General features: G+C 67.3%; 21 protein-coding genes. 10 read left to right on the top strand and 11 right to left on the bottom strand.

The annotated features are described in order from the left end of the window. Window positions 1-238 precede the first annotated feature (238 nt). Window positions 239-1,369: a phosphoserine transaminase gene (serC, locus tag ACFTR6_RS07000; RefSeq protein WP_377957353.1), complete on the top strand. Its 1,131-nt coding sequence runs from the start codon at window positions 239-241 to the stop codon at window positions 1,367-1,369. 214 nt (window positions 1,370-1,583) lie between these two features. On the opposite strand, the gene ACFTR6_RS06995 is transcribed toward serC, so the two are convergent. Together ACFTR6_RS06995 and ACFTR6_RS06990 are read right to left on the bottom strand one after the other, a co-directional pair. Then, window positions 1,584-2,168 (bottom strand): DUF3027 domain-containing protein, encoded by a 585-nt coding sequence (locus ACFTR6_RS06995; protein ID WP_377957352.1) that lies wholly within the window; start codon window positions 2,166-2,168, stop codon window positions 1,584-1,586. An 8-nt stretch (window positions 2,169-2,176) separates the two neighbouring features. Further along, the gene (locus ACFTR6_RS06990) at window positions 2,177-2,560 is read right to left on the bottom strand and encodes a cold-shock protein (RefSeq protein ID WP_076798738.1); all 384 of its coding nucleotides are present in this window, start codon (window positions 2,558-2,560) and stop codon (window positions 2,177-2,179) included. 184 nt (window positions 2,561-2,744) lie between these two features. Here ACFTR6_RS06990 and ACFTR6_RS06985 point away from each other — a divergent pair, with 184 nt between their 5' ends. The 6 genes from ACFTR6_RS06985 (at window position 2,745) to ACFTR6_RS06960 (ending at window position 9,950) form a co-directional block, all read left to right on the top strand. Beyond that, the gene (locus tag ACFTR6_RS06985; protein ID WP_076798739.1) at window positions 2,745-2,978 is read left to right on the top strand and encodes a hypothetical protein; all 234 of its coding nucleotides are present in this window, start codon (window positions 2,745-2,747) and stop codon (window positions 2,976-2,978) included. A gap of 10 nt (window positions 2,979-2,988) precedes the next feature. Beyond that, the gene (locus tag ACFTR6_RS06980; protein ID WP_377957351.1) at window positions 2,989-5,481 is read left to right on the top strand and encodes a helicase-associated domain-containing protein; all 2,493 of its coding nucleotides are present in this window, start codon (window positions 2,989-2,991) and stop codon (window positions 5,479-5,481) included. Between the two features lie 13 nt (window positions 5,482-5,494). Continuing rightward, a complete protein-coding gene (locus tag ACFTR6_RS06975; protein ID WP_076798741.1) occupies window positions 5,495-7,138 on the top strand; it encodes a DNA repair helicase XPB in 1,644 nt (547 codons plus the stop codon). Window positions 7,139-7,199: 61 nt separating this feature from the next. After that, window positions 7,200-7,913 carry a response regulator transcription factor gene (locus ACFTR6_RS06970; RefSeq protein ID WP_076798742.1) on the top strand — a complete coding sequence of 238 codons (714 nt, stop codon included), beginning with the start codon at window positions 7,200-7,202 and terminating at the stop codon, window positions 7,911-7,913. Between the two features lie 74 nt (window positions 7,914-7,987). After that, window positions 7,988-9,535, top strand: coding sequence for an ATP-binding protein (locus ACFTR6_RS06965; protein WP_377957485.1), 1,548 nt, complete (start codon window positions 7,988-7,990; stop codon window positions 9,533-9,535). Window positions 9,536-9,662: 127 nt separating this feature from the next. Beyond that, the gene (locus ACFTR6_RS06960) at window positions 9,663-9,950 is read left to right on the top strand and encodes a WXG100 family type VII secretion target (protein ID WP_087872207.1); all 288 of its coding nucleotides are present in this window, start codon (window positions 9,663-9,665) and stop codon (window positions 9,948-9,950) included. A 27-nt stretch (window positions 9,951-9,977) separates the two neighbouring features. Here the strand turns inward: ACFTR6_RS06960 and ACFTR6_RS06955 are convergent, their stop codons facing one another. The 6 genes from ACFTR6_RS06955 to ACFTR6_RS06930 all read right to left on the bottom strand — a co-directional run bounded on the left by ACFTR6_RS06955 (window position 9,978) and on the right by ACFTR6_RS06930 (window position 15,716). Continuing rightward, window positions 9,978-10,964, bottom strand: coding sequence for an RNase H family protein (locus ACFTR6_RS06955; RefSeq protein ID WP_377957350.1), 987 nt, complete (start codon window positions 10,962-10,964; stop codon window positions 9,978-9,980). Between the two features lie 107 nt (window positions 10,965-11,071). Next, complete coding sequence (groL, locus tag ACFTR6_RS06950) at window positions 11,072-12,700, bottom strand: chaperonin GroEL (protein ID WP_076798746.1); 1,629 nt, start codon at window positions 12,698-12,700, stop codon at window positions 11,072-11,074. Window positions 12,701-12,990: 290 nt separating this feature from the next. After that, on the bottom strand, window positions 12,991-14,280 hold the full coding sequence (locus ACFTR6_RS06945) for an ABC transporter substrate-binding protein (protein WP_377957349.1): 1,290 nt from the start codon (window positions 14,278-14,280) through the stop codon (window positions 12,991-12,993). Next, the gene (locus ACFTR6_RS06940; protein WP_140416381.1) at window positions 14,280-14,483 is read right to left on the bottom strand and encodes a cold-shock protein; all 204 of its coding nucleotides are present in this window, start codon (window positions 14,481-14,483) and stop codon (window positions 14,280-14,282) included. The genes ACFTR6_RS06945 and ACFTR6_RS06940 overlap by 1 nt, the downstream gene beginning before the upstream one ends. A 158-nt stretch (window positions 14,484-14,641) precedes the next feature. Continuing rightward, window positions 14,642-15,280: a LytR C-terminal domain-containing protein gene (locus tag ACFTR6_RS06935; protein ID WP_377957348.1), complete on the bottom strand. Its 639-nt coding sequence runs from the start codon at window positions 15,278-15,280 to the stop codon at window positions 14,642-14,644. Window positions 15,281-15,329: 49 nt separating this feature from the next. Beyond that, window positions 15,330-15,716 (bottom strand): DUF3263 domain-containing protein, encoded by a 387-nt coding sequence (locus tag ACFTR6_RS06930; RefSeq protein WP_377957347.1) that lies wholly within the window; start codon window positions 15,714-15,716, stop codon window positions 15,330-15,332. A 164-nt stretch (window positions 15,717-15,880) separates the two neighbouring features. On the opposite strand from ACFTR6_RS06930, the gene ACFTR6_RS06925 reads away from it, so the two are divergent. Together ACFTR6_RS06925 and ACFTR6_RS06920 are read left to right on the top strand one after the other, a co-directional pair. Then, complete coding sequence (locus tag ACFTR6_RS06925; RefSeq protein WP_377957346.1) at window positions 15,881-16,648, top strand: uracil-DNA glycosylase; 768 nt, start codon at window positions 15,881-15,883, stop codon at window positions 16,646-16,648. A 24-nt stretch (window positions 16,649-16,672) separates the two neighbouring features. Beyond that, entirely contained in the window at window positions 16,673-17,512 is an 840-nt protein-coding gene (locus ACFTR6_RS06920; RefSeq protein ID WP_377957345.1) for a siderophore-interacting protein, read from the top strand. 36 nt (window positions 17,513-17,548) lie between these two features. Here the strand turns inward: ACFTR6_RS06920 and ACFTR6_RS06915 are convergent, their stop codons facing one another. After that, window positions 17,549-19,045: a threonine/serine exporter ThrE family protein gene (locus ACFTR6_RS06915; protein WP_076798751.1), complete on the bottom strand. Its 1,497-nt coding sequence runs from the start codon at window positions 19,043-19,045 to the stop codon at window positions 17,549-17,551. A gap of 60 nt (window positions 19,046-19,105) precedes the next feature. Further along, entirely contained in the window at window positions 19,106-20,179 is a 1,074-nt protein-coding gene (locus tag ACFTR6_RS06910; RefSeq protein ID WP_076798752.1) for a peptidoglycan bridge formation glycyltransferase FemA/FemB family protein, read from the bottom strand. A 151-nt stretch (window positions 20,180-20,330) separates the two neighbouring features. On the opposite strand from ACFTR6_RS06910, the gene ACFTR6_RS06905 reads away from it, so the two are divergent. After that, window positions 20,331-20,903 carry a TspO/MBR family protein gene (locus ACFTR6_RS06905; RefSeq protein WP_377957344.1) on the top strand — a complete coding sequence of 191 codons (573 nt, stop codon included), beginning with the start codon at window positions 20,331-20,333 and terminating at the stop codon, window positions 20,901-20,903. 22 nt (window positions 20,904-20,925) lie between these two features. On the opposite strand, the gene ACFTR6_RS06900 is transcribed toward ACFTR6_RS06905, so the two are convergent. Beyond that, entirely contained in the window at window positions 20,926-22,338 is a 1,413-nt protein-coding gene (locus ACFTR6_RS06900; protein ID WP_377957343.1) for an L-serine ammonia-lyase, read from the bottom strand. Between the last annotated feature and the right edge of the window lie 72 nt (window positions 22,339-22,410).

Genomic DNA, 22,410 nt, shown 5'->3' with positions numbered 1-22,410 from the left:
CGCAGCACCGGCTGTTTGCCCGTACGTACTGCCAGCTTAGCCTATTTTGAATAGCTCCGAATAATTCGTGAAGCCTTGCCTGGCGGCGTCTCAGTGTCCGGACTATGACGGGTCCGTGTTCCCGCGGTATCCGCGCTTCGGGCAGAATAAGGAGGGTCTTCGTGGCGGTCACGGTTGCCTGCCGGCCATCGCCCCGCCCCAGCCGAACCGCACTTCCATGCCGAAAATTGGAGCCACTGTGAGCGACACCAGCATCACTATCCCCGCAAACCTCCTGCCCAAGGACGGACGGTTCGGCGCCGGCCCCTCCAAGGTCAGGCCGGAGCAGATCGAGGCGCTCTCCGCAGCCGCCACCACGCTCCTTGGCACGTCCCACCGCCAGGCGCCGGTGAAGAACCTCGTGGGCTCCGTCCGCGAAGGCCTCAGCACCTTCTTCCGTGCCCCCGAAGGCTACGAGGTGGTCCTCGGCGTCGGCGGCTCCACCGCTTTCTGGGACGTCGCCAGCTTCGGCCTGGTGGAGCAGAAGGCGCAGCACCTGTCCTTCGGCGAGTTCGGCTCCAAGTTTGCCGCGGCCACGAACAAGGCACCTTTCCTTGCGGAATCCACCATCATCAAGTCCGAGCCCGGCACATGCCCCGCACCCAAGGCGGAGGCCGGCGTCGACGTGTACGCCTGGCCGCAGAATGAGACCTCAACCGGCGTTGCCGCGCCCGTCCAGCGGGTGAACGGCGCTGATGAGGGCGCGCTGGTACTCGTGGACGCAACCTCCGCTGCCGGTGGACTGGACGTCGACGTGGCCCAGACGGACGTCTACTACTTCGCGCCCCAGAAGAACTTCGCCTCCGACGGCGGGCTGTGGCTGGGCCTGTTCTCCCCGGCGGCGCTGGAGCGGGCCGAGCGCGTCAAGGCCAGCGGGCGCTGGATCCCGGACTTCCTGGACCTGAAGACCGCCATCGACAACTCCAAGCTCAACCAGACGTACAACACCCCGTCCCTGTCCACGCTGGTCACGCTGGACGCCCAGGTGCAGTGGCTCAACGCAAACGGCGGCCTGGACTTCGCCGCCGGACGGACTGCCGACTCGGCCGGACGCATCTACAAATGGGCGGAAGCCTCCGAGTTCGCCACGCCGTTCGTTGCCAACGCCGCCGAGCGCTCCAACGTGATCGCCACCATCGACTTCGATGACTCGATCGACGCCGCCGCCATCGCCAAGGTGCTCCGCGCCAACGGCATCGTGGACACGGAGCCGTACCGGAAGCTGGGACGCAACCAGCTGCGCATCGCCACCTTCGTGGCCATCGAGCCGTCCGACGTCTCCGCCCTCCTGGAGTGCATCGACTACGTGGTGGGCGAGCTGAAGAAGTAGCCCGCCGGCGAGGAGTTTTTGTCCAGATAATCCGGGTTCGAAGGCCGTTTGGCCCCATTATCTGTACAAAAACTCTTTCCTAAAAGTGCGACGGCGTCGTCCGGGCTTCTGTCCCGGATGGCGCCGTCCGCCGTTTAAGCCATAAAGCAATCGCCCCGCGTTCGGAAAACGCGGGGCAATTGAATCTACAGAGCGGGACGGTCCCGCGGGAGGGTCAGCCCTGCTCCTGGTTGGCGGACGTTGATTCACTGTCGGCCGCAGCTTCAACGCCAGACTCCGTGCCGTCGTCGGGCTCCTCTTCAGGAGCAGCGCCAGCGGCGCCTTCATCCGACCCTTCAGCGACCCCTTCATCCTGGGTGTCCTCGGCGTCCGGCGCTTCCGGCTCCTGGATTTCCTGTGCTTCCGGCTCCTGAGCGTCTTCCGGGCGGACGCGTTCGGCCCACGGCACCCACTCCGGAGCGAGGATCGAGTTTTCGGACGGCAGCAGACCCAGCTCGTTGACCGTAATCACCTTGGAACGCGAGTTGCGGGTCAGCACCGCGTACCACTGCCAGCCGACATACCCCGGCAGGCGCGACTCGAAAAGGTGCGTCACCACGCGGTCGCCCTCGGTGCGGGCAGCGAGGTGGTCCCCGATTTCGGATGCCTTCGCAATGCCTTCGATGGCGGTCCGGGCGGTGCCCACGGCAGCGGCCAGCACGGCGTCGGGCTTCCCCGTCCGCCACACCGGGACACCGGCGCGCCTCTTGGGCGCCTTGGGTTCAGCCTTGGATTCGGCCTGTTCAGGTTCCGGATTCATCGAAGAGCCTAGGCGTCCAGCTCGTCGGCAACCTTACGCAGGGCCGCGGCAATGGCCTTGCCCTTGTTACTGTCCGGGTACTTGCCGGAGGACAGCGTCCCCGACAAGTTGTCCAGGACCGTCACGAGGTCCTGCACCAGCGGGGCCAGATCCCGCGCGCTGGGGCGCTTGGCCTTGGCGATGGACGGCGTCTTTTCGAGGACGCGCAGGCCGAGGGCCTGGGCACCCTTGCGTCCGTCGGCGACGCCGAATTCAACCCGCGTGCCGGCCTTCAGTTCAGAAACTCCGGCGGGCAGCGCGGACTTGGGAAGGAACACTTCCTGCCCGTCCTCGGCTGCGAGGAATCCGAAACCCTTGTCCTTGTCGTACCACTTGACCTTGCCGGTAGGCACCTAATCAACCTTCTTCGTTCTGATGTTTCTGGGACATGGCCGGCCGTCACCGCATCCGCACTGATGTGCGGGTTCAGGGCATGACTGCCTGGTCCATGTTGGTCTGCTCCTTCAAGGTTATCCTGATTGGCAGGCTAATCCTGCTTTGAGGCGCCGCCGCCGCGCTGCTGTTAGCGTTACGTTCATGACATCCGCGCGTATCCGGCGGCCACTGACGGCAGCCGCAGCAGTCCTTGCAGTTTTGTCCCTCGCAGCTGTGGGTGTGGTCATGGCGCTGGCCGCTGCGGGCCAGGCTGCCCCGCAATGGGTCACGTCAACGGCGCTCTATGGTCTTCCGGCAGCGTTCCTGCTGATGCTCGTGCTGGTGGCCGACGGCGTTGCCGCCCGCCGCCGGGCAGGAACCTCCGGCGGGCGGTAACGTTGGACTGATGTCCCTCATTCGTGCGCTCAGCAAGGAACTGGAGGCACGCAGTGACGAGTCGCTGCGGGCTCTGTTCGCTGCGCGGCCGGACCTGATCTCCCCCGGCGTTCCGGACTTCCCGGCCCTGGCGGCCCGTGCCAGCGCGCGGGTCAGCGTGCAGCGCGCCCTGGAACGCCTGAACCGCCCGCAGATGCAGGTACTGGAGACCCTGCACCTGTGCACCAACACGGACACCGGGCACAGCGCATCGGCGGCGGTGCTGAAGAAGGCCATCGCCGGTTCAACGGTCGCCGCCATCGAACAGCTCCTGCAGTCGCTGCATGACCTCGCCCTGATCCAGCGGGCGGAGCCGCCGCACAGTGCGGCCCCCGGCGCGCAGCGGCAGCGCTTCTACCTTCCGGTGAGCAGCCTGAAGGACGTCGTCGGCATCTACCCCGCCGGGCTGGGGCGCAGCTACACCGAACTGGTCAGGCTGCAGCCTGCCTTCGCCCAGCGCGTCGTCCAGCTTGTCGGGGAGCTGCACCGCAGCGGCGCGGCCGTGCGGGCCGCCACCACTCCGATGGATGCAGCATTGGCGCTGCAGCACTGGACGTCCTCCCCCGAGGCGCTGCATGCGCTCCTCGCCACCGCCCCGGAAAGAACGACGGCGCTGCTGGCGCGGTTCAGCAACTGGGCGATGGGCGCTGTACCCCAGGCCCAGCGGAAGGCTTCAGTGACCACTGAAGGGCACGACGTCGGGCCTGTCGACTGGCTGCTGGCCCGGGCTCTGCTGGTGCCGCTGGACGCCGCCCACGTCGAACTTCCGCACAGCGTAGGCATCTCCCTGCGCGGCGGGGCGATCATCGACAACTTCACCCTGACTCCCCCGACGCCAACGCTCGGCGTCACCACCGCGGCGCTCCGCCGCAACGCCGCACTCGGCGCCATCGCCGAGACGCTGCGCCTCACGGGCGAGGTGCTCCATGCTGTCAGGGACCAGCCCCTGGCCACCCTGCGCAGCGGAGGCGTGGGGATCCGTGAAATGCGCCGGCTTTCCGAGGCCCTCGGCGTGGACCAGCACACCACGGCTGTGCTGCTGGAGCTCTGTGCCCTGTCCGGCCTGATACGGCTGGACGTGGACACCTCCTGCTGGGTGCAGCCGCCGCAGCTGGAATGGCTCGGGCTGTCACGGCAGGAACAGTGGCTGTGGCTCGTCACCGCCTGGCTGGCCAGCGAGCGCGCCCCGTCGCTCGTTGGGCAGCCCATCAGTAGCCAGGCCGCCGGGACCGCCAACCACCGTTCCCCCGCTGCGGCCACCGTCAATGCCCTGTCCGCGGAGGCACAGCGGTCCGACGCGCCCGTCATCCGCAAGCGGATCCTGGAGATCCTCCGGGAGCTGACGCAGGAGGCCGAGATGCCCGACGGCGGGGCGCCGGTGCTCAACGCAGAAGCCGTCCTGCAGCGTGCCGAGTGGTCCCAGCCCCGCATGGCGCGGCGGTTCAGTTCGCTGATCGCCGGCGTCCTGGCCGAGGCGGAGCTGCTGGGGCTGATCGGGTCCGGTGCGCTCAGCCAGCTGGGTGCCGCCATCGCGGCGGACGCGCCTGAGCAGGCCATGAACCTCCTTGGCGAACACCTGCCCGCGGCACTCAACCACGTGCTCCTGCAGGCCGACCTGACCGCCGTCGCGCCGGGGTACCTTGCCCCCGACCTGGCCGAACAGCTCCTGCAGATGGCCGACGCCGAAGGGCAGGGCCCGGCCACGACGTACCGGTTTTCCGTGGAGTCCATCCGGCGGGCCTTGGACTCGGGTAAGGACGCCGCAGCGATCCTCGATTTCCTCCGCCGGCACTCCGCCACTGCCGTGCCGCAGCCGCTGCAGTACCTCGTGGAGGACACCGCCGCCCGGCACGGCAAGCTGCGGGTCGGGGCTGCCGCCAGCTTCATCCAGAGTGACGATGAGGCCGCGCTCGGCGAGCTTTGCCGGGAAGCGGCGGCCGCGTCCCTGGGCCTGGTCCGGATCGCCCCCACCGTCCTGGTCTCCATGGCCTCTCCCCGGCAGACGGCCCTCGTGCTGCGGGGGCTGGGACTGTCGCCCGCCGTCGAAGAGGCCGGCTCCGCCGTCGTCCGCCTTGACCGCACCGCACCTGTTCCGGGCAGCGGGCGCCCCGTCTACAGCGCACCCCGCACCGCCCTTCCCGACGCCGACGTCACCGCGCAGCTCGCCGTCCTGCGCAGCCATGGCCCGGCGGGCACAAGCCCCAACGGCTCCCGCCCGGCCGGAGCCGGAAGCGAGGAGGCAACCCAGCTGGGCCTGGAGACCCTGCACAAGGCCATCAGGCTGCGGCAGAAAGTCGTGATGAACGTCGTGGACAGCCTGGGGAATGCGAAACTGGAAACGGTTGTTCCGGTCTCCGTGACGGGTGGACGCGTGCGCGTGTTCGACCCCGCGAAGGACACGGAGCGGGTGCTCTCCATCCACCGGATCATTGATATCGAGGCAGCAGAGGAAATGCAGCAGTGAAGGTTCTACCTGCGTGAATGACGGACCGCTGATTGTCCAGAGCGACAAAACCATCCTCCTCGAAGTGGACCACGAACAGGCCACGGAAGCCCGCCACGCCATCGCGCCCTTCGCCGAGCTGGAGCGCGCACCCGAGCACATGCACAGCTACCGGCTGACGCCGCTGGGGCTTTGGAATGCCCGGGCCGCAGGGCTCGACGCCGAGAAGGTGCTGGATACGCTGCTCACCTATTCCCGGTTCCCGGTGCCGCACTCGCTGCTGATCGACATCGAAGAAACCATGTCCCGGTACGGCCGGCTGCGGCTGGAGAAGGACCCCCAGCACGGGCTGGTCATGCGCACCAGCGACTACCCCGTGCTGGAGGAGGTCAGCAGGGCCAAGAAGATCCAGCCGCTGCTGGGGCCGCGGATCGACGCCGAGACGGTGGTGGTCCATTCCTCCCAGCGCGGCCAGCTGAAGCAGCTGCTGCTGAAGATCGGCTGGCCCGCGGAGGACCTGGCCGGCTACGTCGACGGGACCCCGCACCTCATCATGCTTGACGAGTCGGACTGGAAGCTGAGGCCGTACCAGCGGCTGGCCGCGGAGAATTTCTGGGCCGGCGGCAGCGGCGTCGTCGTGCTCCCCTGCGGCGCCGGAAAGACGCTCGTGGGTGCCGCGGCGATGGCCACCGGCTCCACCACAACCCTCATCCTGGTCACCAACACCGTCTCGGCACGGCAGTGGAAGGACGAGCTGCTCCGGCGGACCTCACTGACCGAGGACGAAATCGGCGAGTATTCGGGCGCCGTCAAGGAAGTCCGGCCGGTAACGATCGCAACGTACCAGGTCCTCACCACCAAGCGCGGCGGCGTGTACCCGCACCTTGAGCTTGTCGACGGCCACGACTGGGGCCTGATCATCTACGACGAGGTCCACCTGCTTCCCGCGCCGATCTTCCGGATGACGGCGGACCTGCAGGCACGGCGCCGGCTCGGACTCACGGCAACGCTGGTGCGTGAAGACGGCCGGGAAGGCGAGGTCTTCAGCCTCATCGGACCCAAGCGCTACGACGCGCCGTGGAAGGACATCGAGGCCCAGGGCTACATCGCCCCCGCGGACTGCGTGGAGGTCCGCGTCGACCTTCCCAAGGACGAGCGCGTGGCGTACGCCATGGCCGAGGATGCCGACAAGTACCGGCTGTGCGCCACGTCCGAGACGAAGACCCTCGTGGCCGAACAGCTGGTGGAACACCACCGTGGCGAGCAGGTGCTCGTGATCGGGCAGTACATCGACCAGCTGGACGAGCTGGGTGAGCGGCTGGACGCCCCGGTCATCAAGGGCGAAACCTCGGTCAAAGCCCGCCAGAAACTCTTTGATGCCTTCCGCGCCGGGGAGGTCCAGACCCTCGTGGTGTCCAAGGTGGCCAACTTCTCCATCGACCTGCCCGAGGCCTCCGTGGCCATCCAGGTCTCCGGGTCCTTCGGTTCGCGCCAGGAGGAGGCCCAGCGCCTTGGCCGGCTGCTGCGGCCCAAGCAGGACGGGCGGGCGGCACGGTTTTACTCGCTCGTCGCACGGGACACCCTGGACCAGGATTTCGCCGCCAAACGCCAGCGCTTCCTGGCCGAGCAGGGGTACGCCTACCGCATCATGGACGCCAAGGACGTCGAGTCCTGCTGACCCAAGCAACACACAACTTTCATCCAGAAAACTCCCAGATTCTGGGAGCATCATGGGAAATATGAAAAAGAACAGCGCCGAAGCGAAGCTCCTCGTGGTCGATGACGAGCCCAACATCCGCGAGCTGCTTTCCACGTCATTGCGCTTCGCCGGCTTTGAAGTGGTGTCCGCCGGGAACGGGCGGGAGGCGCTGGCCGCCGTCGAGGCGCACGCACCCGACCTTGCGGTGCTGGACGTCATGCTTCCGGACATGGACGGCTTCACCGTCACCCGCCGGCTGCGCGCGTCCGGCAAGCATTTCCCTGTCCTCTTCCTGACGGCCAAGGACGACACCGAGGACAAGGTCACCGGGCTGACGGTGGGCGGGGACGACTACGTCACCAAGCCCTTCAGCCTCGACGAGGTGGTGGCCCGGATCCGTGCGGTGCTCCGCAGGACGCAGCCGCTGCTGGAGGATGACGAGGCCGTCATCCGGGTCGATGATTTGGAGCTCGACGACGACGCCCACGAGGTGCGCCGCGGCGGCAAGGTGATCGAGCTGTCCCCCACCGAATTCAAGCTGCTCCGGTACCTGATGCTGAATCCGAACCGGGTCCTGTCCAAGGCACAGATCCTGGACCACGTCTGGGAATACGACTTCAACGGTGACGCCTCCATCGTCGAGTCCTACATTTCCTACCTGCGGCGCAAGGTGGACATCGATCCGGACGCCCCGGCCCTCATCCAGACCAAGCGCGGCGTCGGCTACGTGCTGCGGACAGCAGAAAAGCGCTGACGTTGCTGGAGCGCTGGAAGTCCGGGCTGGAGCGCTGGAAGTCCGCCAACCTCCGGTCCCAGCTGGTGGCCATCATGATGGCCCTCCTGCTGGTGGCGCTGGCCGTCACCGGGACGGGTGCGCTGACGCTGCTGCGCGGGTATCTCGAAGGCCAGGTGGACGACAAGCTGGGGGCCGCCGTCGACGCGGCCCAGCGCCAGCGCTCCATCTCCCCCATAGCCAACCCGGCAGTGCCCACGGACTACACGGTGACCCTCTATTATCCGGGAGCCGAGGCCAGCGACCTGGACGACAAGGATGCCCGTCCCGCCATTGCATCCGTTTCCCTGGAGGAGGCACGTGAGCGCGACCTGAGGCCATACCAGGTCCGGGGCACGGACGGCAAGAACTGGCGCGTGGTGGCCGTTCCCGTTGTCGTGGGCGGTGAACAGCAGCGCGCGGTGGTGGTCATCGGGCTGCCGCTGTCCCCCGTGGATGCGGTGCTGCGCCACGCCACCCTGGTGGTGGTGGGTGTGGGCCTGCTGACACTCATCCTTGCCTTCTTCATCGCCAACTGGACCGTGACCAGGTCATTCCGCCCGCTTTCCAGGGTGGAAAAGACCGCCGCCGCCATTGCAGCCGGCGACCTGTCACGCCGCGTCGATGTGGAGAACCCCGCCACGGAAGTGGGCCGCCTCGGCAGGTCCCTGAACGCCATGCTGGCCCACATCGAGGCGGCCTTCGCGGCCCGGATGGCCTCCGAGAACAGGATGCGCCGGTTTGCCGCGGACGCGTCCCATGAGCTGCGCACCCCCCTGGTGACAATCCGGGGCTATTCGGAACTGTACCGGCACGGCGCGCTGCAGTCGCCCGAGGACGTGGCCAGCGCCATGGGCCGGATCGAGAGCGAAGCCAAGCGGATGGGCTCCATGGTGGAGGACCTGCTGCTGCTGGCACGGCTCGACGAGCAGCGGCCTCTGCAGCGCAAGCCCATCGACCTGCAGCTGCTGGCGCATGACGCCGTGGTGGACACCCAGGCCAGTGACCGGAAACGCGCCATCCGCCTCACCGGACTGGACAACGGCAGCACCGAACCGGCCCCCGTGCTGGGCGACGAGGCGAAGCTGCGCCAGGTGATCGGCAACCTGGTGGGCAACGCGCTGCGGTACACCCCCGAGGGAACGCCGATCGAGCTGGCCGTGGGCGTCCGCCGGGCCGGCGACGGTTCCGCTCAGTCGGTCCTGGAGGTCCGGGACCATGGCCCCGGGATCTCCGACACGGAGGCGCCCAAGGTCTTTGAACGCTTCTACCGGGCCGATACCTCCCGCACCCGCGAGACGGGCGGCAGCGGGCTGGGCCTGGCGATCGTGGCCGCCATCGTCGGCTCGCACGGCGGCTCCGTTCGGGTCGAAGGTACCGACGGCGGCGGCGCAACGCTCGTAGTCAGCCTCCCCTTCCGCGAGGACTCCCCCGAGACCGACAGTCATGCGGCGGACGGCCCCGAGGTGGACGCTATCGGGACGTTCTCGGACAGCGGCGCAGGAGAGCGTGTTGCCGGGGAGCATATGGCCGGGGACCGCGTCGGCGGGAACCGCGCCGCGGGCGGAGGCGGGGCTGCCGGCGGAAACCGGTTATCCACATAGCCGAACCTGCCGTGGCGCCATCGGCTGCCGGGTTTCTAGGCTTGACATAGCGGACCGGAACGGCTGGTCCGCCACCCACAGCGACTGTCCGGCCGGGGCAGTCCTCCAAGTTGTCGAGAGGCCCGCCATGAGCATCATTTCCGTCGATACCGACCTGTTGCAGGCGAAATCAGCCAACGTGAAAGCGACTGTTGACCGCATCAGTGCCGACGTCCAGGCCATGAAACATGGCCTGGACGAACTTCAGGCCACGTGGCGCGGGTCGGCCGCCACCAACTTCCAGGCGCTCATCGCCGAGTGGACGCTGACGCAGGGCAAGGTCGAGGCCTCGCTCGCCTCCATCACTCTGGCCCTGTCCTCGGCCGCTGACACGTATGCGCAGGCGGAGCTGGGCAACACGCAGCGCTTCAGCTGACGCCTGCGGAGTACTGACGCGGGCAGGTCAGGCTTCGGGTGTGCCCTGGTGGAACCGCAGGCGCCACTGTCCACCGTCCAGGACCCACAGGGAGCTCCGCAGCGCGGAACCGGTGCGGGAGTAGCTCCGGTAGGTCAGCAGGACAGTGTCGGTGCCGATCCGGTCAGCGCTGAGCACGTCCAGATCAACAGGACCGGCCGGGCTTTCCTCCAGGGACATCATCATGGCGTCCCGGGTCCAGAGGCGTCCGGCCGTACCGATCTCCGTGAAGTCCGGGTGCAGGAGCTGTCCTATCCGCCCGATGTCGCTGCGGACGTCCGGGCGCAGGAGTTCCCGTTCCAGCGCCTCGACGATTTCCTCGGGCGTGGCGCCTGCCGGCGCTTCGGCAAACGCCTCAGCCTCCGACTCATCCAGACCCAGTTCGGTGAAGAGATCAGGTTCCCCGGATCCGAAGAGCGCCGGGACTTCGGGTTCCGGTTCCAGCAGCGGCGGGACACCGCCCATGCCGCGGCCCTCCTTGACAGCGCGCCGGGCCGTCGCCGGTTCCGCGTTGGGAAACCCCGGTCCGGAACGGGCGGCCACGCCCTGCTGGTAGGCGAGTGCCACGGCCCTGGCCCGCTCGTCCGCGGCCTCGTTCAGCTCGTGCCCGGCATGGCCCTTGACCCACTCGAACCGGTACTTGCGCCCGGCGAGCTCGCGGTCGATGTCCTTGAGGATGTCCACGTTCAGCACGGGTTTGCCGTCGGCCTTGCGCCAGCCTTTGCGCTTCCATCCCGGCATCCACTTGGTCACGGAGTTGATCACGTACTGGCTGTCGCAGAGTATGTGCAGGTCCTCGTCGGGGAGGTGCGCGGTGGAGCGGAAGAGGTCCAGGACAGCCATCAGCTCACCCTGGTTGTTGGTGCCGTGCGGCCAGCCGCCGGCCCGCCAGCAGTCGTCGTTCACGTACCAGGCCCACCCTGCGGGACCCGGGTTTCCCAATGCCGAACCGTCGGCTGCTGCAGTAATCGTCACCGAACCATCCTGCCAGACTGCAAGGACAAAAATGCGCAGACAAAAAGAGTGCGGCCCCCTCGCCAGGAGGAGGCCGCACTCTTTAGCCAGCTGGGAGCAGCGGGAGGCTAGAAGCCGCCCATGCCGCCCATCTCGTCGCCGCCGCCGACGGCCGGAGCAGCCTTCTCCGGCTTATCGGCCACAACGGCCTCGGTGGTGAGGAACAGACCGGCGATGGAAGCCGCGTTCTGCAGGGCAGAGCGGGTCACCTTGACGGGGTCGTTCACGCCGGCAGCCAGCAGGTCGACGTATTCGCCGGATGCTGCGTTCAGGCCGTGGCCGGCGGGCAGGCCGCGGACCTTGTCAACCACAACTCCGGGCTCGAGGCCAGCGTTGAAGGCGATCTGCTTCAGCGGGGCGTCGATGGCAACGCGGACGATGTTCGCACCGGTTGCCTCGTCGCCTTCGAGCTGCAGGTTGGCGAATGCCTTGGCGCCGGCCTGGATCAGGGCCACGCCACCACCGGCAACGATGCCCTCTTCGACGGCAGCCTTGGCGTTGCGGACAGCGTCCTCAATGCGGTGCTTGCGCTCCTTGAGCTCGACCTCCGTGGCGGCACCGGCCTTGATGACTGCAACGCCGCCGGCCAGCTTGGCCAGGCGCTCCTGCAGCTTCTCGCGGTCGTAGTCGGAGTCGGAGTTTTCGATCTCGGAACGGATCTGGGAAACGCGGCCGGCGATCTGGTCTGCGTCGCCTGCACCCTCGACGATGGTGGTCTCGTCCTTGGTCACGACAACCTTGCGTGCCTTGCCCAGGAGGTCGAGGCCGGCGGTCTCGAGCTTGAGGCCGACTTCCTCGGCGATGACCTGTCCGCCGGTGAGGATGGCGATGTCGGCCAGCTGCGCCTTGCGGCGGTCACCGAAGCCCGGGGCCTTGACGGCGACGGACTTGAAGGTGCCGCGGATCTTGTTGACGATCAGGGTGGCCAGGGCCTCGCCCTCGATGTCTTCGGCGATGATCAGCAGCGGCTTGTTGGACTGCATGACCTTCTCGAGGACAGCAACCAGTTCCTTGACGTTGGAGATCTTGGAGTTGACGATCAGGATGTACGGGTCCTCGAGGACCGTTTCCTGGCGCTCGGTGTCCGTGACGAAGTAAGCGGAGATGTAGCCCTTGTCGAAGCGCATGCCTTCGGTGAGCTCCAGCTCGAGGCCGAAGGTGTTGGACTCCTCGACCGTGATGACGCCTTCCTTGCCCACCTTGTCGAGGGCTTCAGCAATCAGGGCGCCGATCTCGTCGTCACCGGCGGAGATGGAAGCCGTGGCTGCGATCTCTTCCTTGGTTTCGATTTCCTTGGCGGAGTCCAGCAGTTCTGCGGTGACGGCCTCGACGGCCTTCTCGATGCCGCGCTTGAGGGACAGCGGGTCAGCGCCGGCCGCGACGTTGCGCAGGCCTTCCTTGACCAGTGCCTGGGCCAGGACGGTGGCCGTGGTGGTGCCGTCGCCAGCGACGTCATCCGTCTTCTTGGCAACTTCCTTGACCAGCTCGGCGCCGATCTTCTCGTAGGGATCGTCCAGCTCGATCTCCTTGGCGATGGAGACACCATCGTTGGTGATCGTGGGGGCGCCCCACTTCTTTTCGAGGACGACGTTGCGGCCACGCGGGCCGAGGGTGACCTTGACGGCGTCGGCGAGGGTGTTCAGGCCCCGCTCAAGACCGCGGCGAGCCTCTTCATCAAATGCAATGATCTTGGCCATAACGGCAGTAGTCCTTTCGGGACAGTCGTTAAGAAGGAACCTTGCTGCGGTGCCCGCGACGGACGATCCTTCCCGCAGGCCTCTGTACGCCCGACAGTCCGGATCTCACCCCAACCAGGTGTTTCTTTCGCTCCTTGCGCCGCCGCCGTCGGTATGCCGGCGGGAACCGGACGACCCTTTAGCAGTCGGCACGCTGGAGTGCTAATCAATAATTAGCACTCCCCCGGGGAGAGTGCAAGCAGATGCCCTTGTTTGTCCCGTGCACCGGCAGCAGTATTCGCTGCCAGCGATCAGCCCGAAGACCTGCCGGCGGCCTCGCTGCCTGTGAGCTTGGCCTTGTTGTCGGCGCCGTAGGTGAACACCATGTACTTCGCCGCGGTGACGTCTCCGTTGGAATCAAAGCGGACGGGGCCGGACTCGCCGTCGTAGTCAATGGCCTTTCCGTCCCGTATTGCCGCCAGGCAGTCCTTGTACGTGGAACAGACGGTCGCCGGGCCGGACGGCGAGACGGACACACGGCTGCCGGACGTGCCGCCGGAGACGGAGATGAGCGCACCGGCAATGGAGGCACCGGCGTCGTCCTCTGCCGCGGCGGCGGCCAGGGCCGCGAGGTTCACGGCGTCATAGGTCTCAGCCGCGAACGTCATGTCCTTGAGACCCTCGTCGATGGCCACCAGTTCAGCCTGGAAGTGCGCCGAGGGGAAGACGCCGGGCACCAGGGCGCGCGCCCCCTCCAGCACCTTGGAGCCGAGGGCGGAACCGTACTGCCTGAAGGCGCCGTCGCCCAGGATGAGTTTGTTGCCCGGCAGCCCGGCATTGGCGAGCTCGGCGATGGCACCCTGCGCGCCGTCCCGGGCAATGAGGACGACGGCGTCCGGCGCCGCGTCGCGGGCAGCGGCCGCAGACTGCCCGGCCTCGCCCGCCTTGAAGCCGGTGAGGGTCACGGGGTCCAGCCCGCCTGCCTTGGCCGCAGCAGATACGGCCGCAGACAGTTCTTCGCCGTAGCTGCTGTCCTCATAGACCACCGCGAGGCTCTTGGCTCCGGCGTCCTTGGCGACCTTGACCAGGACGGGCGCCTGGGCAATGTCCGACGCGGCTGTGCGGAAGTAGTAGCCGCCGCTCTTGTAGCTGCTGAGCTCCGGGGCGGTGTTGGCCGGTGAGATGAGTGTGATCCTGGCTTTGGACAGCACGTCGATGGCGGCGGGTGCGCGGCTCGAATCGGTGGGGCCGATGACGGCGTCGGCCTTGGCATTGACCAGTTCACGGGCCTGGGCGGCTGTGTCGCCGCCGGTGGTTTCGGGCAGCAGCTCCACGGGCCGGCCCTTGTGCCCGCCCGCCGCGTTGATCTCCTGGACGGCCAGTTTGGCAGCGGCCAGCTGGGCGGCGTTCAGGAAGGCCTGGGGCCCGGTGTTGTCGAGGATCAGCCCGATCCGCAGGGTTCCGTCGCCGCTGGCTTCAACGGGAGCCGTCCGGGCATTGTCCCCGGAGCCGGAGCAGGCGCCGAGCGCCAGCACGGCGGCGGCACACCAGCCGGCGGCGCCCCAGGCAGCAGGGCCCCGGAAACCTGTGCGGCGTGCCACTAGACGGGCCGGACCATTTCTGCCTGCGGACCCTTTTCACCTTCGCCGACTTCCAGCTCCACACGCTGGCCCTCGTCAAGCGACCGGTAGCCGTCAGTCTGAATGGCCGACCAGTGCACAAAGACGTCGTCGCCTGACTCGTCGACGGTAATGAAGCCGTAGCCCTTCTCGGCGTTGAACCACTTCACGGTTCCCAATGCCATGATCCCCACACTTTCACGTTTGCTTCCGTAAGGCCCACGTCGGTGTGTGCCGTGAATTACGCCCTGAAGCTTGCCTTCACTCTATCCAAACAGGCCCTTGGCGGCGGAGGCCGGCGGCCCCGGAGGGAGGCAATAGTTATTCAGGCGTAACCGGATGGCTACTGGTAGCCGGGACCCAGCACCACTGCCACGGACGTTTCGAAGTCCGCGCTTTCCACCAGGGTCGGGATGTTCAGCAATGCACCGAGCGCCTCGGCGTTGGCGCGGTGGGCGGCGGAGTAGAAGATTACTGACTGCTGCTGGGGCGCGCCCTGCCAGTTGGCCACCTCGCCGAGCACCCAGCCGTCGGACTGGACCGTGGCACCCACACGTCCTGCCAGGCCGGAGGTGAGCGTTCCGTTGAAGATGTCGACGGGCTGTGACTTGTCGGCAGCCGCAGGGGCGATGGTTTCCGAGGTGGCAGGCTCCACGGCGGAAGGGGAAGCGGGCTCGGAGGCAGAGGTGGACGGTGACGCCGACGCAGTGGCGCTGGGTGTCGCACTTGCAGAGGGCGTCGACGTTGCACTTGCCGACGCGGAAGTGCCGGGCGCCGCGGCCGACGGCGGTGCGATGACGGGCTGGAAACCGAGCTGCGGCAGCAGGAGGAAAGCAACCAGGCCCACTGCGAGCGCCCCGATACCCACGGACAGGATCGGCCACAACTTCGGGCGGGACGGCGCGGCAACGGCGCGGTGAACGCCCTGCCGGGAGGAGACCTCAGGCACCCTGTCGAATTCGTCCCGAGCAAAATTAGTCATGGTAAACAGGCGTCCTTATTGGTTTTCGCCGGCAGTCCGGCACTAGCAATTACGCGTCAGATCCAAGGCGGCGTGCAGTGCGGGCCCGCTGACGTGACGTACGTAGTCTACGCAATCTCTTCACCAGCATGGGGTCGTGGGCCAGCGCATGCTCGGTATCGATCAGGGCATTGAGGATCTGGTAGTAGTGCGTGGCGGACAAGTCAAAGAGCTCCCGGATGGCCTGTTCCTTGGCTCCAGCGTACTTCCACCACTGCCGTTCGAGGGCGAGGATCTGCTGCTCACGCTCGCTCAGCGGCGAGTCCCGGAGCTTGAAGTCGTCCAGCAGCGAGCCGCTGCGCAGCCCGTGCCCCGTCATTGCATCCTGCTCAGCGTCCTGCCCTGAATCCTGGTGTGATTCCTGAGCTGCGAGGTGGTCCTGCAACGGCTCGGCCACTGCGCTCTCCTTAGCTGAATCCGGTCAAAGTACCTCCCCTATGTTACGGAGGAATAACAGCCTTGTCATTTGCGGCGCGGCTGCCGGAGGCGGCCCCTTGCACGCTCCCGGCAAGGGCTCCGGCAAGCGCCTGCGCGCGGCCTTGCGGAAGAATGGACGGCGTGATGGAACCCGAACCCCTCTTCGACCTGGAACCAGCCGGGACCGCCGGCCCGGATTTTGCGGAGCTCGCCAGGCTGCCGTTCAGCGAACTGATGGCGCCTGACTGGGCGGAGGCCCTGTCCGGGGTGGAAGCCGCGCTGAGGTCCGTCCTGTCTTTCCTCGCCGCTGAGGAGGCAGCCGGGCGGCGGGTGCTGCCGTCGGCGTCGAATGTCCTCCGGGCCTTCCGGCAGCCCCTGAAGGGTGTGCGGGTCCTGATCGTGGGCCAGGATCCCTACCCCACCCCTGGCCATGCGGTGGGGCTTGCCTTTTCCGTTGACGCCGGAACACGCCCCATCCCCCGCAGCCTGGCCAACATCTACAGGGAGCTTGAATCCGACCTTGGCCTGCCGCCGCGGATCCACGGTGACCTCGGCGCCTGGGCGGAGCAGGGCGTCCTGCTGCTCAACCGGGTGCTGAGCGTCCGCGAGGGCGCCGCCGGATCGCACCGGGGCAAGGGCTGGGAGGCCATCTCGACGGCGGCCGTCACCGCCGTCGCCGGGCGCCGGACAGCGGACGGAACCGCCGCCCCGCTCGTCGCGGTGCTCTGGGGCAAGGATGCCGAGAGCGTCCGCCCCCTGCTGGGCAGCACGCCCGTGGTGGCCAGCGCCCACCCCAGCCCGCTGTCCGCCTCGCGCGGGTTCTTCGGCTCCCGGCCGTTCAGCCGCGTCAACGCACTGCTGATGGAGCAGGGCGCCTGCCCGGTGGACTGGGAGATCCCCGCCGTCCCTTAAGGAGCTTAGGCTAGGCTTACCTGCATGAGTTCCCTCCCGGCCACCACGTCCGCCACCAAGAAATCCCGCCCGCAGGTCACCCTGACTGTCCTTCGGCGCGAGCAGCTTTCCGCCCACATGGTGCGGATCGTTGCCGGCGGCCCGGGCTTCGCTGATTACATCAACAACGACTTCGTCGACCGGTACGTCAAAATCGTCTTTCCGCAGCCTGGCGTGGATTACCCGGAACCCCTGGACCTTTGGGCCATCCGGGAAACGCTGCCGCGGGAGCAGTGGCCCTACACCAGGACGTACACGGTCCGCCGGGTGGATACGGCGGCAGGCGAACTGGCCATTGATTTCGTGGTCCACGGGGACGAGGGCCTGGCCGGCCCCTGGGCCGCCAAGGCCGAACCGGGTGACAGCCTCATCTTCACCGGGCCGGGCGGCGCGTACAACCCCGATCCGGCCGCGGACTGGTACCTCCTGGCCGGGGACGAAGCGGCCCTGCCGGCCATGGCCGCCGTCATCGAGTCCCTGCCGGAGCACGCCCGCGGCCTGGCCTTCATCGAAGTGGGCTCGGACGCGGACATCCAGGAGCTCGCTGCGCCGGCCGGGCTCGAACTGGTCTGGCTGCAGCGCGGCGGCGTCGCCGCCGGCGAGAGTGACCAGCTCGTGGAGGCGGTGCGTAACGCCGCCTGGCCGGAGGGCCGGGTGAACGTGTTCGCGCACGGCGAGCGCGGCTACATGAAGGGCCTGCGGGACGTCCTGTTCCGCGAGCGGGGCCTGGACCGCAGCCAGGTTTCGCTGTCCGGCTACTGGGCCAAGGGCCGGGTCGAGGACGTGTTCCAGGCCGAGAAGAAGCTCCCCATCGGCCAAATCTAAGCCGGCCAGGATTCAGCGGTGCCCGTCCAACCTGCCCTAGCGGCGGCGCGAACGCCGCCGCTCGTTGCTGGCCAGGTTCCGTGTAAGCGGGCGGGCCAGGGTGTCGCCAAGCACAATGCCGCCCGCCACGCCGAACACAATCGCCCCGGCGCTGAGCATTCCGCCGGCCCCGAGCAGGATCTCGGACTCCTCGATGGTCAGCACGTACATCGACCGGAAGATCGTGAGGCCGGGCAGGAGGATCAGGCCGGCCGGCACGGCGACCACCAACTGCGGCGCCCCCATCTTCAGCGCAACCACACGGGCCAGCAGGCCAATCACCACGGCAGCGAGCGCCGGCGAAAAGCGTGAGCCAACGCCGAGCGCCTCCCCCGCGATCAGGGTCAGGTGCCCCACCACACCGACGGCCGCCGTCGGAAGCAGCAGCTTCCAGTTTGTCTGCTCGGTAATGCCGATTGCCACGACGGCGATGGCAACCAGGATCACCTGCGCCCACAGCGGGTATGCGGGCGGGAACGTCTCGGTCACGTCGATCGGCTCCATGCCGATCCTGTCCCCCACCACAAACGCGACGGCGATTCCGGCGACGACAGCCCCGAACGTAAGCAGGGTGGACAGGAACCTGCCGGCCGCCGTGACGGGAAAGCCGTTGATGGCGTCCTGGACCGAGGACACGAGCCGCCCGGTGGGAAGCAGCAGCAGGATTCCGCCCACCACCACAATGGCGGGCGCTAGCCGGATCCCCAAAGGACTGCCGAACCGCCACAGCAGCAGCGCGATGACCGTCACCACAAACGAGCAGGCCGCCGTGATGAAGAAGTCAGGTGTCCGCCAGCGGCCCAGCTTCCGGGCCACCAGGCTGATCAGCAGGTTGGAGACGAACGCGACGGCGGAGGCGCCGGGACCGCCGCCGATGACGCCCACGAACACGGCCGAGAACACAGCGAATGCGACCGTCACCATCCAGCGCGGGAAGGGCTTGGGGCGGCGGACGATCTCGTCGAGCCGGCGGACGGCCTCGTCCCGGCCCACTCCCCCGGCAACGATATCGGTCACCAGCTGGTGGACCTGGGCCAGCCCCGCATAGTTGTTCGTCCAGGAACGGACCACGCGCAGGAGGGTGATGGGCGTCTGGTCCTTGGCCGCGTAGTTGATGCCCACGGACTGGTTGGTGATGTCCACCTCGATGTTTTTCAGCCCCAGCGCCGCCGTCACGGCGATGATGCTTGTTTCCACCTCGAGGGCGCCGGCGCCGTACCGGAACATGGACTCGGCAAGATGCAGCGCAAAGTCCATTGTCTTGCGGGCGGACTCGTCGATCCCGCCCACCTGGATCATGGGGTTGGCGTAGGGGCTTCCGGCGAGCCGGTCCACGATGCTCAGCGGCGCCGTCGGCGGGTTTTCCCCCTGCACCAAGCGGCGCAGCATGCGCTTGGCCGCCGCATTCTGGTGCAGCTGCGAGGCGGTGAGCGGCTCCGTCTTCGGCAGCCCGTCCGTGGGCGGCCGGTTGGCGCCGCGGGGTTGTTTAGTCATCAGGGCTCCCCTCTGTCAGTGCCTTAGCCGTTTCGGTGCCTTAGCCGTTAAACGTCCCGGTCAGTAGAACTGTTGCCCGGTGCGGCGGGTGTACAGCTGCCGGGCCACGCGTTCGCCGGCAGCAATCCATGCCTTGTATTTCAGCGGGCTGATGACCTGGTCATAGCAGCCCACAAAGTCCGTGACGGTCTTGCTGAAACTGGTCTTGAAAAGCCCCAGCCCGTGGAAGGGATTCGACGTGTCCTTCAGCTTGTCGCTGGGCGGCGTTCCACAGAAGTCGTATTCCGTGCAGCCCAGCTCCTTCAGCTGGTTGATGGCGGTCCACTGCACCAGGTGCGAATCGCCGTACTGGCTGCGCTTCTGCAGGGATCCGCCGTCCTTGTACGTGCCCTTGCGTCCGTAGTTGATGACGAAGGCACCCACGGAGGGAACGCCGTTCTCGTACACAAACATGAGCCGGCCCTGGCCGCGCTTGATGAAGTTGGTCCAGAACTGGCGGTAATACTCGTATTCGCGGACGCGGACCTGCGACTTCGCCTGGACCGTGTCGGTCATCAGGGCGTACATGGCCTTGAAGTTTTCCTCGCTGGGGTCCACGTTGTGCACCTCGACGCCCTCGCGGATGGCGCGGCGGATGGCGTTGCGTCCCCGGGAGTGGAGGTTGCGGAGCAGCTGGTTCTCCTCCGGGGAGATGTCCAGCAGGGCCGTGGAGTCGTTGGGCTGCAGGTTATGCGTCTTGACCAGGCCGGCCCCCTCGATGACGGAGCGCGCGGCGTCGCTGAGGATGATGTCCGGCTCGATCTTGATGGCGAACACGCCGAGCCGTGCGCGCCTGACGAACTCGGCGTTCGCCGCGGCGATGCCCGGAATGTCCTCGACGCCGGCCACGTCCGGTCCCTTGATGAGGTACCAGAGCTTGCCCAGCACCGGGAAGCTCTTTTCCAGCACCAGGTTGTAGCTCGTGTAGTCGGCCGTCTCGTAAACGAGGTGCAGGGTCTTCCAGCCGAAGTGCTGCTTGACCTCGGCGAAGGCCTCTGACTGCAGCAGGTTTCCGCCGTTCGGATTCGCGGTGACGTGGGAGTCCCAGTTGGCAACCTCTTCGGAGGTGGCAAAGCGGGCAGTGAATTCTCGCAAGTGTGCCGTGTCCAATCTTCGCTTACGTTTCGTGCAGATGCCGGAGAAGCAGCCTCAAGTCTATCCGGCAGGCCTCCCTGCCCGCTCGATGCCGGCACGTGATCCTGGTCAGCAGCTTGACTCTGCCTGTGCCCTTGGCAACTGTAGTGAAATGGGCAGCAGGGACAGCGCACCGGCCGCGGGAGCCGGAACAGACGGCAAACGCACGGGTGGCGGCGCGCAGCCTGAGCCGCGGCGCACCGCCGTCGACCTGGCCGCACTCGTGGGGTTCCTGGCGGCCTCCGCCCTCGTGGCCTGGCTCGGTTCGCAGGCAACCATCACCAACGTCACCGGCTGGTACGCGGTGGCCGATAAGGCGCCGTGGTCTCCGCCCAACTGGGTGTTCGGTCCCGTCTGGACCATGCTGTACACGGCCATGGCCGTGGCGGCCTGGCTCGTCTGGCGGAGCCGCAGCCCGAACCGCAGGGCTGCGCTCACCGTCTACGGCATGCAGCTTGCCCTCAACCTGGCCTGGACGCCCGTGTTCTTCGGGCTTTATCCGGCGTGGGGTGCGGCCGCGCTCTGGCTGGCGCTGGGCATTATCGGTGCGCTGGCGCTGGCTGTGGCCGCCTGCGTGCTGCTGTTCGGGCCGATCCGCCGCACGGCCGGCCTGCTGATGCTGCCGTACCTGTCGTGGGTCGTCTTTGCCTCGAGCCTGAATCTCTGGGCCGCCGCCAACAACTAGGTCCCGGAAGGCGGGTGAGCGGTCAGCACTCGACGACGTTGACGGCGAGGCCGCCCATCGCGGTTTCCTTGTATTTGGAGCTCATGTCCTTGCCGGTCTCGCGCATGGTCACGATGACCTCGTCCAATGAGACCCGGTGCGAACCGTCACCCCACAGCGCCATCTTCGCCGCATTGATCGCTTTCGCCGCCGCGATCGCGTTCCGTTCGATGCACGGCACCTGGACCAGCCCGCCGATCGGATCACACGTCAGGCCCAGATTGTGCTCCATCGCGATTTCGGCCGCGTTCTCCACCTGCGCCGGTGTGCCGCCCATGACCTCGGCGAGCCCGGCGGCCGCCATCGACGACGCCGATCCCACCTCGCCCTGGCAGCCCACCTCCGCGCCGGAGATGGACGCCTGTTCCTTATAGAGCACCCCGATCGCACCCGCGGTCAGCAGGAAACGGACCACCACGTCGTCGCGGTCTTCCTGGGTAGCCTTGTCCATGCCCGGCGCGAAGTGCAGCGCGTAGTACAGCACGGCCGGAATGATGCCCGCCGCACCGTTCGTCGGAGCGGTGACCACGCGACCGCCCGACGCGTTCTCCTCGTTGACCGCCAGGGCAATCAGGTTCACCCACTCCTGCCAGTACCTGGGATCGTGATAGTCCCCTCCGTGGTCACGGCCTTCCTTCAGCAGGCGCTCGTGCCAGTCAGGGGCACGACGGCGGACCTTCAGTCCGCCGGGCAGCAGCCCCTCCCGCTTCAGGCTGACGTCCACGCAGCCCTCCATCACGGAGTAGATGTGGAGCAGGCCCTCCCGGATTTCCGCCTCGGAGCGCGAGGCGCACTCGTTGACCAGCATGATGTCGGCGATGGAGAGGCCCTGGGCACGGCAATGTTCCAGCAGCTCGGCGGCGGTCCGGAACGGCAGCGGCAGTACCTTCTTCGACTCGTCGAGCTCCTGCTGTGCAGCGTCCTCCTCGCCCTCACGGACAATGAACCCGCCGCCGACGGAGAAGAACGTCGCCTCGTGAAGCACCGTCCCCTCGGCGTCAGACACCGCGAAGATCATGCCGTTGGTGTGCCGCGGCAGAACGGTGAGCGGGCGCAGGACCATGTCCTTCACGCCGTAAGGCAGGGGCACAGAGCCGGCCAGGTTCAGGATTCCAGTCTCCGCGATCGACGCCAGCCGCTCCTCAACCTCATCGGGCAGGATCAGCTCCGGGTGAAACCCCTCCAGGCCCAGCAGGATCGCTGTCATGGTGCCATGCCCGTGCCCGGTGGCCGCAAGCGAGCCGTACAGGTCCACCCGCAGCGAGGCCACGCTGTCCAGCTTCCCGCCAGCTTTCAGCTCCCCGGCGAAAACGGCAGCGGCACGCATCGGACCCACGGTGTGGGAACTCGAGGGTCCGATCCCAATGGAAAAGAGATCAAAGACTCCAACGGCCATAAAACAATCCTAACTAGGCATGGGGTCGGGTGAGGGTGGAGTTTTTGTTCAGATCATGGCCGCAAAAGGGCC

Origin of the sequence: Arthrobacter sp. NPDC057009 (genome assembly GCF_042673905.1) — a bacterium.
GTDB lineage: Bacteria > Actinomycetota > Actinomycetes > Actinomycetales > Micrococcaceae > Arthrobacter.
Note: the sequence above shows the minus strand (reverse complement) of the source record. Positions and strands in the feature narration are given on the sequence as shown.

Excerpts from the sequence above, each read along its gene's own strand:
- ACFTR6_RS06995 (WP_377957352.1), bottom strand. The coding sequence starts at position 2,168 with ATGAATCCGGAACCTGAACAGGCCGAATCCAAGGCTGAACCCAAGGCG.
- ACFTR6_RS06985 (WP_076798739.1), top strand. The coding sequence starts at position 2,745 with ATGACATCCGCGCGTATCCGGCGGCCACTGACGGCAGCCGCAGCAGTC.
- ACFTR6_RS06980 (WP_377957351.1), top strand. The coding sequence starts at position 2,989 with ATGTCCCTCATTCGTGCGCTCAGCAAGGAACTGGAGGCACGCAGTGAC.
- ACFTR6_RS06970 (WP_076798742.1), top strand. The coding sequence starts at position 7,200 with ATGAAAAAGAACAGCGCCGAAGCGAAGCTCCTCGTGGTCGATGACGAG.
- ACFTR6_RS06965 (WP_377957485.1), top strand. The coding sequence starts at position 7,988 with ATGATGGCCCTCCTGCTGGTGGCGCTGGCCGTCACCGGGACGGGTGCG.
- ACFTR6_RS06960 (WP_087872207.1), top strand. The coding sequence starts at position 9,663 with ATGAGCATCATTTCCGTCGATACCGACCTGTTGCAGGCGAAATCAGCC.
- groL (WP_076798746.1), bottom strand. The coding sequence starts at position 12,700 with ATGGCCAAGATCATTGCATTTGATGAAGAGGCTCGCCGCGGTCTTGAG.
- ACFTR6_RS06940 (WP_140416381.1), bottom strand. The coding sequence starts at position 14,483 with ATGGCATTGGGAACCGTGAAGTGGTTCAACGCCGAGAAGGGCTACGGC.
- ACFTR6_RS06935 (WP_377957348.1), bottom strand. The coding sequence starts at position 15,280 with ATGACTAATTTTGCTCGGGACGAATTCGACAGGGTGCCTGAGGTCTCC.
- ACFTR6_RS06925 (WP_377957346.1), top strand. The coding sequence starts at position 15,881 with ATGGAACCCGAACCCCTCTTCGACCTGGAACCAGCCGGGACCGCCGGC.
- ACFTR6_RS06920 (WP_377957345.1), top strand. The coding sequence starts at position 16,673 with ATGAGTTCCCTCCCGGCCACCACGTCCGCCACCAAGAAATCCCGCCCG.
- ACFTR6_RS06915 (WP_076798751.1), bottom strand. The coding sequence starts at position 19,045 with ATGACTAAACAACCCCGCGGCGCCAACCGGCCGCCCACGGACGGGCTG.
- ACFTR6_RS06905 (WP_377957344.1), top strand. The coding sequence starts at position 20,331 with ATGGGCAGCAGGGACAGCGCACCGGCCGCGGGAGCCGGAACAGACGGC.
- ACFTR6_RS06900 (WP_377957343.1), bottom strand. The coding sequence starts at position 22,338 with ATGGCCGTTGGAGTCTTTGATCTCTTTTCCATTGGGATCGGACCCTCG.